Source organism: Rugamonas sp. FW305-51 (assembly GCF_058786935.1).
Map to the genome: position 1 here is coordinate 1 of NZ_JBYSZG010000054.1, position 13289 is coordinate 13289.

14 protein-coding genes are annotated in these 13289 nt (G+C 65.5%); 6 read left to right on the forward strand and 8 right to left on the reverse strand.

Annotated elements, in window-relative coordinates; all coding sequences use genetic code 11:
* Window positions 1-203 precede the first annotated feature (203 nt).
* The 5 genes from AC3WOS_RS24920 to AC3WOS_RS24940 form a co-directional block, all read right to left on the reverse strand.
* Window positions 204-1439 carry a polyhydroxyalkanoate depolymerase gene (locus tag AC3WOS_RS24920; protein WP_492719545.1) on the reverse strand — a complete coding sequence of 412 codons (1236 nt, stop codon included), beginning with the start codon at window positions 1437-1439 and terminating at the stop codon, window positions 204-206.
* A 277-nt stretch (window positions 1440-1716) separates the two neighbouring features.
* The gene (locus tag AC3WOS_RS24925; RefSeq protein WP_492719547.1) at window positions 1717-2790 is read right to left on the reverse strand and encodes an NAD(P)/FAD-dependent oxidoreductase; all 1074 of its coding nucleotides are present in this window, start codon (window positions 2788-2790) and stop codon (window positions 1717-1719) included.
* A 134-nt stretch (window positions 2791-2924) separates the two neighbouring features.
* Window positions 2925-3248 (reverse strand): ferredoxin FdxA, encoded by a 324-nt coding sequence (fdxA, locus tag AC3WOS_RS24930; protein WP_492719592.1) that lies wholly within the window; start codon window positions 3246-3248, stop codon window positions 2925-2927.
* 324 nt (window positions 3249-3572) lie between these two features.
* Window positions 3573-3860, reverse strand: a complete 288-nt coding sequence (locus AC3WOS_RS24935; protein ID WP_492719549.1) for a protealysin inhibitor emfourin — start codon at window positions 3858-3860, stop codon at window positions 3573-3575.
* 86 nt (window positions 3861-3946) lie between these two features.
* Complete coding sequence (locus AC3WOS_RS24940; RefSeq protein WP_492719551.1) at window positions 3947-5416, reverse strand: hypothetical protein; 1470 nt, start codon at window positions 5414-5416, stop codon at window positions 3947-3949.
* 174 nt (window positions 5417-5590) lie between these two features.
* Between AC3WOS_RS24940 and AC3WOS_RS24945 the strand changes: the two genes are divergently transcribed.
* Both AC3WOS_RS24945 and AC3WOS_RS24950 read left to right on the forward strand, forming a co-directional pair.
* Window positions 5591-6808 (forward strand): citrate transporter, encoded by a 1218-nt coding sequence (locus tag AC3WOS_RS24945; RefSeq protein ID WP_492719553.1) that lies wholly within the window; start codon window positions 5591-5593, stop codon window positions 6806-6808.
* Window positions 6809-6877: 69 nt separating this feature from the next.
* Complete coding sequence (locus AC3WOS_RS24950; protein ID WP_492719555.1) at window positions 6878-7162, forward strand: polyhydroxyalkanoic acid system family protein; 285 nt, start codon at window positions 6878-6880, stop codon at window positions 7160-7162.
* A 57-nt stretch (window positions 7163-7219) separates the two neighbouring features.
* Here AC3WOS_RS24950 and AC3WOS_RS24955 read toward each other — a convergent pair whose 3' ends face one another.
* Window positions 7220-7474: an acyl-CoA-binding protein gene (locus AC3WOS_RS24955; protein WP_492719557.1), complete on the reverse strand. Its 255-nt coding sequence runs from the start codon at window positions 7472-7474 to the stop codon at window positions 7220-7222.
* 135 nt (window positions 7475-7609) lie between these two features.
* On the opposite strand from AC3WOS_RS24955, the gene AC3WOS_RS24960 reads away from it, so the two are divergent.
* Window positions 7610-9058, forward strand: a complete 1449-nt coding sequence (locus tag AC3WOS_RS24960; protein ID WP_492719559.1) for a wax ester/triacylglycerol synthase family O-acyltransferase — start codon at window positions 7610-7612, stop codon at window positions 9056-9058.
* A 178-nt stretch (window positions 9059-9236) separates the two neighbouring features.
* Here AC3WOS_RS24960 and AC3WOS_RS24965 read toward each other — a convergent pair whose 3' ends face one another.
* The gene (locus tag AC3WOS_RS24965) at window positions 9237-9521 is read right to left on the reverse strand and encodes an HU family DNA-binding protein (protein ID WP_173594266.1); all 285 of its coding nucleotides are present in this window, start codon (window positions 9519-9521) and stop codon (window positions 9237-9239) included.
* Window positions 9522-9791: 270 nt separating this feature from the next.
* Between AC3WOS_RS24965 and AC3WOS_RS24970 the strand changes: the two genes are divergently transcribed.
* The gene (locus AC3WOS_RS24970) at window positions 9792-10562 is read left to right on the forward strand and encodes an anti-sigma factor family protein (protein ID WP_492719561.1); all 771 of its coding nucleotides are present in this window, start codon (window positions 9792-9794) and stop codon (window positions 10560-10562) included.
* A 154-nt stretch (window positions 10563-10716) separates the two neighbouring features.
* On the opposite strand, the gene AC3WOS_RS24975 is transcribed toward AC3WOS_RS24970, so the two are convergent.
* Window positions 10717-11073 (reverse strand): FKBP-type peptidyl-prolyl cis-trans isomerase, encoded by a 357-nt coding sequence (locus tag AC3WOS_RS24975; protein ID WP_492719563.1) that lies wholly within the window; start codon window positions 11071-11073, stop codon window positions 10717-10719.
* A gap of 189 nt (window positions 11074-11262) precedes the next feature.
* Here AC3WOS_RS24975 and AC3WOS_RS24980 point away from each other — a divergent pair, with 189 nt between their 5' ends.
* On the forward strand, window positions 11263-12093 hold the full coding sequence (locus tag AC3WOS_RS24980) for an EI24 domain-containing protein (RefSeq protein ID WP_492719565.1): 831 nt from the start codon (window positions 11263-11265) through the stop codon (window positions 12091-12093).
* Between the two features lie 47 nt (window positions 12094-12140).
* A complete protein-coding gene (locus AC3WOS_RS24985) occupies window positions 12141-12929 on the forward strand; it encodes a competence/damage-inducible protein A (RefSeq protein WP_492719567.1) in 789 nt (262 codons plus the stop codon).
* Window positions 12930-13289: the final 360 nt, after the last annotated feature.

Below are 13289 nucleotides of genomic sequence, written 5' to 3' on the forward strand. Positions count from 1 at the left end.
AACTACCCTGTGCCACGCCAGCACGGAAGCCTTAATTCGTCCCTTGACAGCGGGCGGCTAATGGGCGTCCCCATTTTCACGACCTCATTTACACCCATTGACGCGCGTCCTGATTCAGGCAACGGGTGCCGGGCTTCCGCTTGGCTAGATTGCGGACGGACAAAAAAATGCCCCGGCGGGCCGGGGCTGGGTGGGGAACGGGATCAGCCGTGTTTGCGGATGAACTCGCCAATCTTGGGGCAGATCACTTCGCGCCAGCGGCGGCCGGAGAAGATGCCGTAGTGGCCCGCTTGCGGCGCCACGAAGTCTTGCTGCATGTCGGCCGGGATGCCGCTGCACAGTTCGTGCGCGGCCTGGGTCTGGCCGGCGCCGGAAATGTCGTCCAGCTCGCCCTCGACCGTAAACAGGGCCACCGTCTTGATGTCCTGCGGACGCACGGGCTTGCCGCCCACCAGCCATGTGCCTTTCGGCAGGCTGAACTCCTGGAATACGGTCTTGATGGTGTCCAGGTAGTATTCGGCCGGCATGTCGAGCACGGCGTTGTATTCGTCGTAGAACTTGCGGTGGCTGTCGGCCGGCTCGTCGTCGCCTTCCACCAGGTGCATGTAGAACTCGCGGTGGCTCTGGGCGTGGCGGCCCGGGTTCATGGCGATGAAGCCGGCATGCTGCAGGAAGCCAGGATAGACCTTGCGGCCAAAGCCCGGGTAGTTCGGCGGCACGGAGTAGATCACCGTGTTCTCGAACCACGAGAATTTCTTTTCCGTGGCCAGGTTGTTGACCTGGGTGGGCGATTTGCGCGGGTCGATCGGGCCGCCCATCATGGTCATGGTCTTGGGCAGCTTGGGATCGTTGGCCGAGGCCATCAGCGAAATGGCGGCCAGCACCGGCACCGTCGGCTGGCATACGGAAATGACGTGCAGGTCCGGCGCCAGCAGGCGGATGAATTCCTGCACGTAGAAGATGTAGTCGTCCAGGTGGAACGGGCCGGCCGACACGGGCACCATGCGTGCGTCCGTCCAGTCCGTGATGTAGACGTCGTGCTCGACCAGCAGGCCGCGCACGGTGTCGCGCAGCAGCGTCGAGTGGTGGCCCGACAGGGGCGCCACCAGCAAGACCTTGGGCTGGTTGAGGGCGCGCAGCGCCTTCTCGTTCAAGTCCTTGCGGAAATGGATCAGGCGGCAGAACGGCTTGGTCTGCACCACTTGTTCGATGATGCCTACCTGGTCGCCGTTGATCTCCGTGCTGTCGATCTCGAACGCCGGCTTTTCATAATCCTTGCCCAAACGGTACATCAGCTCATAGCCGGCCGCGATCCGCTGCGAGAATGGCGTGTGCGCCAGCGGCGAGACGGGATTGGTAAACAGTTTGGACGACGCGTCGGCCCAATGCATCAAGGGCGTCAGGAACGAACGGTGCATTTCGTGCAGTTGGTAGAGCATAGATATTCCCGGCAGTGAGGATGGTGCAGCGCACCAACACTATTACATCATAGACCAATTATAGGATATTTGTTCGTGTCGTAAAGCATTTCGGGATTCCTGCAAGAAAGGCAACCTGGCCTTGATTTGCGGGTACCTTGCAGGATGATACTGCTGTTTCCGCGTGGGAATGAGCGAATTTTTGGCTCCGTAAGCCATCATAACGCAGCCAGAATAAAAAAAAGCAGCGTTTCCGCTGCTTTTATGTAGGACGACCGGCCAGGCCGATGCCGGATTTCTAGTCGAAGACGGGTGTTTCCACGCCGAGCACCTTGTGCAGCTTGGGCGAGGTGGTCGTGTATTGCATGTGAATTTTCTTGTCCGGGAAAATGTATGGCGCTGCACCAAAAGCGGCCAGAGCCGCTTCGTGGAAGCCCGACAGGATCAGCTTTTTCTTGCCCGGATAGGTGTTGATGTCGCCCACGGCGAAGATGCCGGGCACGTTGGTTTCGAACTTTTCCGTGCTTTGCACCTTGAGCTGGCGCCGTTCGATGTCCAGGCCCCAATCGGCGATCGGCCCCAGCTTGGGCGACAGGCCGAAGAACACCAGCAGCATGTCGAGCGGCACGCGGCGCGTCACGCCGTCGGCGCCCGTCACCTTCAGATCGGACAGTTTGCCATCGCGGGTTTCGAAACCGGTGGCCTGGCCGATGATGAGCTGCATTTCATACGCTTCGCACAGGGCCTTCATCTTGGCCACCGAGGCGGGCGCGGCGCGGAAGTCTTCCCGGCGGTGCAGCAGCACGACGGACTCGGCCTTGCCGACGAAGTTCAGGGCCCAGTCCAGGGCCGAGTCGCCGCCGCCGCAGATGACGAGGTTCTTGCCTTCGAACAGGGCCGGGTCCTTGACGCGGTAGAACAGCTGGCTGTTTTCGAACTGTTCGATGCCGTCCACTTTCAGGGTGCGGGCCTGGAACGAGCCGACGCCGGCGGCGATGAAGATGGTCTTGGCCAGGAAACGGGTGCCGGTGCTCGTTTCAACGTTGAAACGGCCATCTTCGCGCCGTTCGACGACGGTCACTTCCTGACCCAGGTGGAAGGTGGGATCGAACGGGGCGATCTGCTTGAGCAGGTTGTCCGTCAGCTCCTGGCCCGTGCACGAGGGCACGGCGGGAATATCGTAGATGGGCTTGTCCGGGTACAGTTCCACGCACTGGCCGCCCACCGCGTTCAGGGAATCGATCACATGGGCTTTGATTTCCAGCAAGCCCAGTTCGAACACCTGGAACAGGCCGACCGGGCCGGCGCCGATGATGACGGCATCGGCTTCGATGACGCTGCCTGGTGGGGTGGTGGCGGTGACGCTTTGCATACGATTTTCCCTGTTGTTTCAATGTTGGTCAGGCAACAACAGGGCGTGCCGCGCGCACGCGGCAGATACGCCTGAACACTGCCTGTTGCTGCCTGCCAGCCGGCGCGTGCCGGACGCGAAAACGGAACGCCGTATCAGCGTACCAGCAGGTGCAGCTTTTCCTTGACGTCCTTGAACTGCTCGGCTTCCGGCAGGGCGGCGTGGGTCTTGGTGATCGATGGCCAGTTGCGGGCCAGTTCGACGTTGATCTTGATAAATTGCTGCTGGTCCGACGGCACGTCTTCCTCAGCAAAAATGGCATTGACCGGGCATTCGGCCACGCACACGGCGCAGTCGATGCATTCGTCAGGGTCGATCGCCAGGAAATTCGGGCCTTCGCGGAAACAATCGACCGGGCAAACATCGACGCAATCGGTGTAACGACAGCTGATGCAAGATTCGGTGACAACGTGGGTCATAACAGTCCTATCAATGTTGGTGTGCTGGTCCGTCAGCGGCGTCGAGTCGGCCATGCCAACTTCAGCAAAGCACTGTATTTTAAGGTAATTCGCTGCTTCTCACAAATTGCGCTTATATACAATACCTATAAGCAAATTCGTTCCCGATGCGAGCTGACGCGCGACGGCGCGCCGCCGGCGCGGTGGCCGGCGGCGTGACAGCGGCTACTTTTTTCTGCTGGAGGGCGACATTAGCACGTCCGGGCGGACGGGGCGATGATGCCGGTCAAGAATGCCGCGATCAGGCGGCGGGCCTGGGCATCAGGCGGCGGCTCAGGCGGCGGATCAGGCGGCGGCCCGGATCTGGTTGAGCAGCTGTTGCCAGCGCTGGTTGGCCGGCCGGCCGTCTTCGCAGAACGACACGCTGTGGCGCCGGCCCCGGTCGTCGACCGTAATGGTCCAGTGCAGCAGGTCGGCGCCCACGGCCGGCGTGGCGGCCGGCGGGGCGGCGAAGAAGTTGTCGTGGCTCAGCGCCGCCTCCAGCGCCTTGCCCTGGGCGCTGGTGCTGGTGTCGATCTCGTAGTGTTCGCCCTTGCCGGAAAAACCGCCCTGGGCCGTCGCTAGTATCTTCATGCCTGCTCTCTCCTTGGTGGGTGACTGTGCGCCGGTGGCGCCGGCGCCGCTGGTTGCGCTGGTTGCGCCAATTGCACCGGCGCTGTTCATTGCTGGGTGCCGGTGCCCGCTTCCTCGCTGGTGGCCGGTTCGTCGCGCCACTTGCCGTTGCCGCCGCCGCCGCAACCGTAGTCGCGGCACCACGTGGCCAGGGCCTGGCGTTCCAGTTCCAGCACCCCTTCCAGGTCGGCGTAGTCGGCGTGGTTCATGGTGCCGCAGCAGGCGCGCCGGTCCTGCAGCCGGCCCGGCTGGTCCGTCACGTGGGCGGCCAGCGTTTCACCGGCCACGTGATCGGCGCCCGCCGTGGCCGGGGCCCGCAGCACTTCGCGCGCGCTGAAGCGGTCGCGGATGAAATTGCGGTACTGGACCGGCTTGCCGTCGGTGGCGGCGAGGGTGAGCATCTGGTTGGCCACGTCGGCGTAGGTGGCGCCCTGGTCCGGCGCGGCCACCAGCGCCCGCAGCACGAGGCTGCGCAGGTAGTCGCCCACGTCGTGCAGCACGGCCGCGTCGTCGCTCAGGCCGGGGTGGCGTTCGTAGGCGAAGATGTCGGCCAGGATGTCGTACACGGCGCCCGTGAACACTTGCGAGATGGCGTGCACTTCATTGCCCACTTCCGACAGCTTGAGGTCGTTGTCGGCGTTGCGCAGGCCGTTGGGCCGCCCCAGTGCCAGGCCGAACTGTTCGGCCATGTCGGCCAGGAAGGTCTTGTCGTGCAGGTTGGCCTTGGTCTGGGCGATCACCGCTTCCACCTGGTCGAGCTGGGACAGGGTGAGGAAGATGGCCGTCAGGTCGCCGAACGATTCGTGCAGGCCGCCCGTCTGGGGCGGGTTGGTCGACAGCAGCCACTGGGGCTTGAGGCCGTCGAGCACGGCGTGCCCCGTTTCGTGCGACACGATGTCGAGCGAGCGGCAGGTGTAGATGCGGTCGGTGGCGCCGTTGGGCACGAAGTCGCCGAACTTGAGGGCCCGGTCCGAGCGGCTGTAATAGGCGTTCATTACATTGGGCAGGCCGTGCGGGAACACTTGCAGCGCGTCCGTGTTGCCGGGGCTGTTCCATTGCCACGGCAGGGGCGCCTCCGTGCCGCCGGCCGCCAGCGCCCGCTGGTACATGGTGAGGGTCTGGCGCACGATGGCGAAGGTGTGGACGGCGTCGAACTGGTCGCTGTTGGGCGAGAGGATGAAGTCGCCGAACGCGTTCGGGCTGACGGGGGCGATGCCGGGCGTGCCGTAGGTGATGCGGGCGTCGCGCGGGCCCTGCAGGATCACGCCGGGCAGGAAACTCTTGCGCGTGCCCAGGTCCGTGACGGACGGGTCCTGTTTCCAGATCAGCACCCGTACCCCGGGCGGGAACACGGGCGATACCTGCTCGCTGGGCCGGGGCGGGCCCGGCTGCTGGATCATCTGGATGGTCTTGCGGTGCTGGCGGTATGGGGCCGATGGGGTGGGGACATAGCCGACCGGCAGCGCCACGCTTTTGGTCAGCACGGCTTCCACCGGCACGATCACTTTCTGGTCCATGATGGTTCTCCCTGACTGCCGGGCGGCCTGCGTCCGGTGCATGGGATCCATGGTCGCGCCGCCAGGTGCGATCGCGTTTGCGCTGGCGCAAAGGTGCGTGCCTTGACGGCGATGCGCTAGAATCCAGACCAAACCCGACAGCCGGCCCAACCGGCGCACCTTTCCGGAGACCGCATGCCCCATCCCGTCACGCCCGCCCTGGCCGGCATCCCGCTGGAATTCCTGTTGTTCGCCGTGGTGCTGGCCATGGTCGCCTTCAGCCACGTCAACACCATGCTGACGGCGCTGGGCGGGGCGCTCGTCATCAGCGCCTACAAGGTGCTGTGGGCGCCGTTCGGCGAAGGGGCGGGCGTGGCCGGCCTGCTGGCCCATGCCGGCCACGAGTGGGTGGGGCTGGCCAACCTGCTGGCGCTGCTGCTGGGCTTTGCCCTGCTGGCCAGGCATTTCGAGCACAGCCGCATTCCCGACCGGCTGCCCGACTACCTGCCGGACGACTGGAAGGGGCCGTTCATGCTGCTGGTGCTGGTGTTCTTCATCTCCAGCTTCCTCGACAACATCGCCGCCGCCATCATCGGCGGCACCGTGGCCCGCACCGTATTCCGCGGCAAGGTGCACATCGGCTACCTGGCCGCCATCGTGGCCGCCTCCAACGCGGGCGGTTCGGGCAGCGTGGTGGGCGACACCACCACCACCATGATGTGGCTGGCCGGCGTGGCGCCGCTGCAGGTGCTGCATGCCTATGTGGCGGCCGGGGTGGCGCTGCTGGTGTGCGCGCTGCCGGCCGCGCACCAGCAGCAGGCCTACAGCCCCATCATCAAGGAGGCGCCGGCCGGGGTGCGCATCGACGGCGCGCGCGTGGCCATCGTGGCCGGCGTGCTGGCGGCGGCGGTGCTGGTCAATGTGCTGCTCAGCGTACGCTTCCCGGCCTGGACCGGCGTGTTTCCCTTCCTCGGCGCGGCCGTCTGGCTGGTGCTGGGCGCGACCGCCCTGTGGCGCCGGCCCGACTGGCACGAACTGCCCGCCGCCCTGCGCGGCGCCGTGTTCCTGCTGGCCCTGGTCTGGTCGGCCTCGCTGATGCCGGTGCAGGCGTTACCGGCCGCCTCCTGGCACAGCGCGCTGGCGCTGGGCTTCGTGTCGGCCGTGTTCGATAACATCCCGCTGACGGCGCTGGCGCTGCGCCAGGGCGGCTTCGACTGGGGCTTCCTGGCCTACGCGGTGGGCTTTGGCGGCTCCATGATCTGGTTCGGTTCCTCGGCCGGCGTGGCGCTCAGCGGCCAGTATCCGGAAGCGCGTTCCGTGCTGCTGTGGCTGCGCCACGGCTGGCATGTGGCGCTGGCCTACGTGGTGGGCTTCGCCACGCTGCTGGCCGTGCTGGGCTGGCAGCCGCACTAGCCCGGGGACTGGCGCGGCGCGGTCTCAGCTGGCATCATGACGGCTGGTTCAACAAGTGAGGAAGGCCAGATGGCGGACATCAACATCGTGCAGGAGCACCACCTGTCACACAAGAAAGCCCGCGAAGCGGCAGAAAAAGTGGCCGAGCAGATGGCCGAGGAATTCGACATCGAATGCAACTGGCAGGGCGATGTGCTGCACTTCGAGCGCAGCGGCGTGTCCGGTTCGCTCACGCTGCACAAGCATCAGGCCCAGATGCAGATCAAGCTGGGATTCCTGTTCAGTGCGTTCTCGCACAAGATCGAGCACAAGGTGGCGGAAAACATGCAGAAGGTGTTTGGCGGCAAGGCCTGAACGGCCGCCGGGGAGGGCAGGGGAGGGGCTGGCCGCCCGCTCCCCGCTGGGGCGTGATCAGCCCTTCAGTTCTTCGATCAGATCGATGTATTGCTGTTTCGCTTCATCCTGGCTGTTGCCCTTGAGCGCAGCCCAGGCATCATACTTGGCGCGGCCCACCATGTCGGTAAAGCCGGGGCGCGCACCGTCCACGTCGCCGCTGCTGGCCTGCTTGAACAGGGCGTAGATCTTCAGCAGGGTCATATTGTCCGGACGCTCGGACAGATTTTTGGAATCAAGCTGCGCCTGCGCGAATTGCTCTTGTAAACTCATAACGGCTCCTGTGGACTGAAAAATGTTGCAGATATTGTTGTTAGAGCAATGTCACTATAAAAACTTAGCGCATTGACATCCCGATCAGCGACATAATACAAAAAAATGTCCGCAAACCTTAGAGGAGATGCTCGAATGTTGTCCAAAGCCTTGTTTGGCCGTAAGAAGATGTCGACCGTGGATACGGCGTGGCTGAGGATGGATTCGGAGGGCAACCAGATGATGATCGTGGGCGTGGCCATGATGAGCCAGCCCATCGCCCTCGACGGCCTCAAGGAGGCGTTGACCACCCGCTTCCTGGCCTACCGGCGCTTCCGCAGCCGGGTGGTGACGGACCTGGCCGGCGCCTGGTGGCAGGAGCAGGAAGTGAACCTGGACGACCACGTGGTGCACCTGCGGCTGAACGACGCGGCCGACGGCGGCTGCAACAAGCCGGCCTTGCAGGCGCTGGTGGGCCGGCTGTCGCAGCAGCCGCTGGACCCGGTGCTGCCGCTGTGGCAGATGCACCTGATCGACAACTGCGTGGGCGAGGACGGCAAGCTGCGCCAGGCCCTGATCGTGCGCATCCACCACTGCATCGCCGACGGCGTGGCGCTGGTGGGCGTGTTCATGTCCATGTTCGGCGCCCATCCGGACAGCCAGCCGCACCGGCCGTCCGAGGTGGCCGTGGCGGCGGCCGAGGAAAATCCATGGGAGCAGATCCTGCTGCCCATCACGGCCACCACCGTCAAGGCCATCGACCTGTCGTCGGCCATGTGGCTCAAGTCGCTGCGCCTGTGGACCGACATGCCGCAGATGGTGGGCCGGATCGGCGAACTGGGCCAGACGGCCGCCAAGCTGGCCATGGACGCCGTCAAGCTGACCACCATGGAGGCCGACAGCACGACCCGCCTGAAGGGCAAGCCCAACGGCCGCAAGCACGTGGCCTGGAGCGAACCGCTGCCGCTGTCGGAAGTGAAGGCCATCAGCAAGGCGTATGGCTGCTCGATCAACGACGTGCTGATGGCCAGCGTGGCCGGCGCCCTGCGCTCCTACCTGCGCGCCTGCGGCGACACGGTGGCGCCAGGCTGCGAAGTGCGGGTCATGGTGCCGGTCAACCTGCGCAAGGCGGACGGCCACCAGAAATTGGGCAACGCCTTCGGCCTGGTGCCGCTGGTGCTGCCGGTGGGGATCGAGGACCCGGTGGCGCGGCTGCGCGAAGTGCGGCGCCGCATGGACGAGCTCAAGGGCGGCTACACGGCGCTGGTGGCCATGTCGGTGCTGGGCGTGCTGGGCGCCACCCCCAAGCAGGTGCAAAACGAGATCCAGAATTATTTCGCCCGCAAGGCGACGGCCGTGATGAGCAACGTGCCGGGCCCGCGCACGCCGCTGTATCTGGCCGGCAGCCAGCTGGACCAGGTGATGTTCTGGGTGCCGCAGTCGGGCGATATCGGGGTGGGGGTGTCCATCCTCAGCTACAACGGCGGGGTGCAGTTCGGCATCGTGACGGACGACGCGCTGGCGCGCGATCCGGAAAACATCATCCGCCGCTTCGCGCCCGAGTTCGAAAAGCTGGTGCTGCTGGCGCTGATGGACGTCGCCTGAGGGCGGCTCACAAAACAGAACGGCGGCCAGGGCTTGCGCCCTGAACCGCCCTCGCCGGTGCCTGGACAGGCACTCAAGTCATTTCAAAAAGCATATGGTCGTGCCGATGCGCCTTGCTGTGCACACGCACAGTCTGCCTCGCCCTGGCTGTCCTGAAACGTCTTCTTGATGACGCCTATTACTTCTTCTTCGGGTTGACAGCGGCCTTCAGGGTCGCGCCAGCGGAGAATTTCGGGGTCTTCGACGCGGCGATCTTGATCGCTTCGCCGGTTGCAGGATTACGGCCTTTGCGGGCGGCGCGCTTGGCAACGGAGAAGGTGCCGAAGCCGGTGATGCCTACCGTGTCGCCTTTTTTCAGACGCTCGGTGATGATGGCGATCAGAGTGTTCACCGCACCGTTGGCGGCAGCAGCGGACACTTCAGTGCGTTTCGCAAATTCTGCAATCAATTCGCCTTTTTTCATTACTACCTCCTTGGTTAATAGAGCGCGCAGATTAGCATAAATATTGTTAAATGTAATGGTTTCTCGCTGAAGGAAGCCATACAGTAGCTGCTAAGCGACGCAGGACAGGCAAAAACCGCCTTTGCTGGCGGGCTTTATGCGGCGCTGCACCACGCGCCGCCTTGCGTGGCGGCGCCTGGCGCGGCGCCAAAAAAGGCGTGGCGCGGGCATCAGCGGCGCGCCCGCATGACCCTGCAAAGGGTTATGATCTGTACTAGCGAGGACAGAATCATGAGTTTTTCGGACGAGACCCTGATTGCGTATGCCGACGGCGAACTGGATGAGGCCACCCGCCGCGCCGTCGAGGAAGCCATGCGGCTGGATGACAGCGTGGCGCGCCGCGTGGCCCAGTTCCGCGCCATGCGCGGCGGCCAGTATGCGGCCCAGGCGCCGCGCGAGGGCGTACGGGCGCGGCGCGGCGCCAACGTGGTCCAGCTCGACGCCGTGCGGGCCAGCCGGGCCGCCAACCACAGCGCCGCCCGCCGCGCGCGCCGGCGCCCGTGGGGCTGGCTGGAATGGGGCAGCCTGGTGCTGGTGCTGGTGGTGGGGGTGGCGGCCGGCAAGTTCGGCCTGGCGCGCTGGCAACCTGCCTGGCTGGGACCGGCGCCGCCCGTCACGGCCGTGGCCAGCCACGACGGCGTGCTGGCCGCGCAGGGCGCGCTCGCCTCTTCCCTCAGCCTGCAGATGGGCGGGGCCGCCACGGCTTCCAGCGAAGTGCGGATCGGCCTCAGCTTCCTGTCGCGCGAGGGCAGCTACTGCCGTACCTTCACGCTGGCCGGCAGCGGCCAGGACTTGACGGGCCTGGCCTGCCGCGCCAGCGACGAATGGCGCATCCCCGTGCTGGTGCAGGGCGGCAAACCGATGCCGCAAATGGGCAACTACAAGCACGGCGGGGCGGACATGCCGATGGCCTTGCTGGAAGCGATCGATCAGCGCATCGTGGGCGACATGCTGGAACCGCGGGCGGAACTGGAGGCCTTGCGGCGGGGCTGGCAACGCTGAGGAAGGGCCGGGCAACGCTAAGGAAGGGCCGGGCAGCGTAAAGGACGGCGGGCGCGGAGTGGGCCGCCGGGAAGGCAATGCTGCGGCGCCCGTCGGGGCGTCCGCAATGCATGGTCGTCGTTCCCGTCGGCGCGGGAACGACTGCAGTGGTGGCTTAAACGCCCAGCAGTTCCACGTCGAAGATCAGGGTCGCGTTCGGTGGGATCACGCCGCCGGCGCCGCGCGAGCCGTAGCCCAGGTCGGCCGGGATGATCAGCTGGCGCACGCCGCCGACCTTCATGCCTTGCACGCCTTCGTCCCAGCCGCGGATCACCATGCCGGCGCCTAGGGCGAATTCAAACGGATCGTTGCGGTCTTTGCTCGAATCGAACTTCGGGCCCTTGCTGCCGTCGTCGTTGCGCAGCCAGCCGGTGTAGTGCACGGTGACGTTCTGGCCAGCCTTGGCTTCGGCGCCTTCGCCGACGGTCAGTTCGATGTATTGCAGGCCCGATGCGGTGGTGATGGTGGACATGGTTTTCCTTGGTGATGTCGTTGACAATAATCCCGCATTGTAGAACAAGCGGCCGCGGCCCGCCAAAAACGGCCATGCTGGGGTATCATCCCCTGGCGTCGCCGGCATGGGCCGGCCACCACCCTGGAATGGAAACGCATACACCATGTCACACCTCTTGATGCCCGCGCCGCGCGGGATGGCGCGCTGATGGGCGCGCTGATGCGGTCCTATGGCCGCGCCTGGATGTCGCAGCTGCACGGCCGCATACTGTTGCTCAGCGTGCTGCCCTTCGTGCTGGCCGTCGTGCTGTGGGCCGGGCTGCTGTACGCGGGCCTGCAGCCGCTGATCGACTCCCTGCACGCCCTGTTCGTCCAGTACGACGGCTTCGCCTACAGCAGCAGCCTGCTCACCGCGCTGGGCCTGGGCATGCTGAAGACGGTGGTGGTGCCCATGATCGCCATGCTGCTGCTGTTGCCGCTGATGATATTGACGGCCCTGGTGTTCATCGGCGTGGCGGCCATGCCGGCCATCGTGCGCCATGTGGCCGGGCGCCGCTACGGCCAGCTCGAACACAAGCACGGCGGCAGCCTGCTGGGCAGCGCCCTGACGGCGCTGGCCGGCATGGCCGTGTTCATCGGCCTGTGGCTGCTGACCCTGCCCCTGTATGCGTTTCCGCCGCTGGCCGTCGTGGTGCAGACCATGCTGTGGGGCTGGCTCACCTGCCGCGTGATGGTGTACGACACGCTGGCCGACCATGCCACGCCCGAGGAGCGGGCCGAAGTGCTGCGGCGCCACCGCTGGCCGCTGCTGGCCATCGGCGTCGTCTCCGGCCTGGCCGGCGCCGTGCCGGGCATGCTGTGGCTGGGCGGCACGGCCCTGTCGGTGGTGCTGTTCCCCTTCCTGGCGGCGGCCTCGATCTGGCTGTATGTGGTGATCTTCATCTTCACCGGGCTGTGGTTCGCCTGGTACTGCCTGGAGGCACTGCACCAGCTGCGCGCGGCGCCCCCCATGCAGGACATTCACGCGGCGGCTGGCTGATACCGTTTTGGTATCACGGCCCCATCCCTTTTCTATACAGGACTGACATGGCAATCGGATTGATCATCATCGGCGACGAAATCCTGTCCGGCCGGCGCACCGACCAGCACTTCACCAAAGTAGTGCAGCTGCTGGCGGCGCGCGGGCTGCAGCTGGACTGGGCCGAAGTGCTGGGCGACGACCCGGCCCGCATCACGGCCACGCTGCGCCGCACCTTCGCCAGCGGCGACATCGTGTTCAGCTGCGGCGGCATCGGCGCCACGCCGGACGACCACACGCGCCAGGCGGCGGCCGACGCGCTGGGCCTGCCGCTGGTTATGCACGAGCAGGGCAAGCGCAATATCCAGCAGCGCATCGTCCAGATGGGCGAGGAGAGCGGCCAGCCGGCCGACCTGGCGTCGGCCGAGAACCTGCACCGCCTGAAGATGGCCGAATTCGCCGAGGGCGCCGAGCTCATTCCCAATCCCTACAACAACGTGGCCGGCTTCGCGCTGCGCCAGCATTATTTCGTGCCCGGCTTCCCCGTCATGGCCTGGCCCATGATCGAATGGGTGCTGGACCACCACTACGCCCACCTGTTCCACCAGGCCCCGCACAGCGAACAGTCGGTGCTGGTGTATGGCACGGCCGAGTCGGCGCTGACGCCGCTGATGGAGGCGCTGGAAGCGCAGTACGCCGGCGTGAAGGTCTTCAGCCTGCCCAGCGTGGGCGACGCCACCACGCGCCGCCACATCGAGCTGGGCGTGAAGGGCGCGCCGCAGCCGACCGCTGCCGCGTTCGCGCAACTGTGCGCCGAACTGACGCGCCTGCAGGTAGAGTATTCCCATCTCCCATGACGCCTCGCGGCGCACCGTTTTCACGGTCGATCGCGTCGGGCGCGAGCGGCGCTCCCCGTCCCCGGCGAGCGCCGTTGTTTTTTTGCGAAAAGGCCCGGTGAACTATAATTTTTCTGTGCGCCGGCCCATCGGCGTGGCGCCGATGTGGTGCAATGGATAGCAGGCTGTGCGTGAAGAACGACCCGGTCAACGGGGCGTGCGCCACGCGAGTTAAGTGCTTATTTGAGCGCGCTTGCAAGGCAGCCAACAAAGTGGTGAACAAGACAAGCAGCGGTGACTATACCGCGCCGCGCCTGTCTGCTGTTCACGGCTGGTGGATGCAATGCGGCGCACAGTTTTACTGAACAGACGACTGACCGG

Bases quoted from the DNA above. Each gene is read 5' to 3' on its own strand.
- AC3WOS_RS24970 (WP_492719561.1), top strand. From the start codon at position 9,792: ATGAGTTTTTCGGACGAGACCCTGATTGCGTATGCCGACGGCGAACTG.
- AC3WOS_RS24920 (WP_492719545.1), bottom strand. From the start codon at position 1,439: ATGCTCTACCAACTGCACGAAATGCACCGTTCGTTCCTGACGCCCTTG.
- AC3WOS_RS24955 (WP_492719557.1), bottom strand. From the start codon at position 7,474: ATGAGTTTACAAGAGCAATTCGCGCAGGCGCAGCTTGATTCCAAAAAT.
- AC3WOS_RS24965 (WP_173594266.1), bottom strand. From the start codon at position 9,521: ATGAAAAAAGGCGAATTGATTGCAGAATTTGCGAAACGCACTGAAGTG.
- AC3WOS_RS24925 (WP_492719547.1), bottom strand. From the start codon at position 2,790: ATGCAAAGCGTCACCGCCACCACCCCACCAGGCAGCGTCATCGAAGCC.
- AC3WOS_RS24960 (WP_492719559.1), top strand. From the start codon at position 7,610: ATGTTGTCCAAAGCCTTGTTTGGCCGTAAGAAGATGTCGACCGTGGAT.
- AC3WOS_RS24985 (WP_492719567.1), top strand. From the start codon at position 12,141: ATGGCAATCGGATTGATCATCATCGGCGACGAAATCCTGTCCGGCCGG.
- AC3WOS_RS24975 (WP_492719563.1), bottom strand. From the start codon at position 11,073: ATGTCCACCATCACCACCGCATCGGGCCTGCAATACATCGAACTGACC.
- AC3WOS_RS24940 (WP_492719551.1), bottom strand. From the start codon at position 5,416: ATGGACCAGAAAGTGATCGTGCCGGTGGAAGCCGTGCTGACCAAAAGC.
- AC3WOS_RS24935 (WP_492719549.1), bottom strand. From the start codon at position 3,860: ATGAAGATACTAGCGACGGCCCAGGGCGGTTTTTCCGGCAAGGGCGAA.
- AC3WOS_RS24980 (WP_492719565.1), top strand. From the start codon at position 11,263: ATGGGCGCGCTGATGCGGTCCTATGGCCGCGCCTGGATGTCGCAGCTG.
- fdxA (WP_492719592.1), bottom strand. From the start codon at position 3,248: ATGACCCACGTTGTCACCGAATCTTGCATCAGCTGTCGTTACACCGAT.
- AC3WOS_RS24950 (WP_492719555.1), top strand. From the start codon at position 6,878: ATGGCGGACATCAACATCGTGCAGGAGCACCACCTGTCACACAAGAAA.
- AC3WOS_RS24945 (WP_492719553.1), top strand. From the start codon at position 5,591: ATGCCCCATCCCGTCACGCCCGCCCTGGCCGGCATCCCGCTGGAATTC.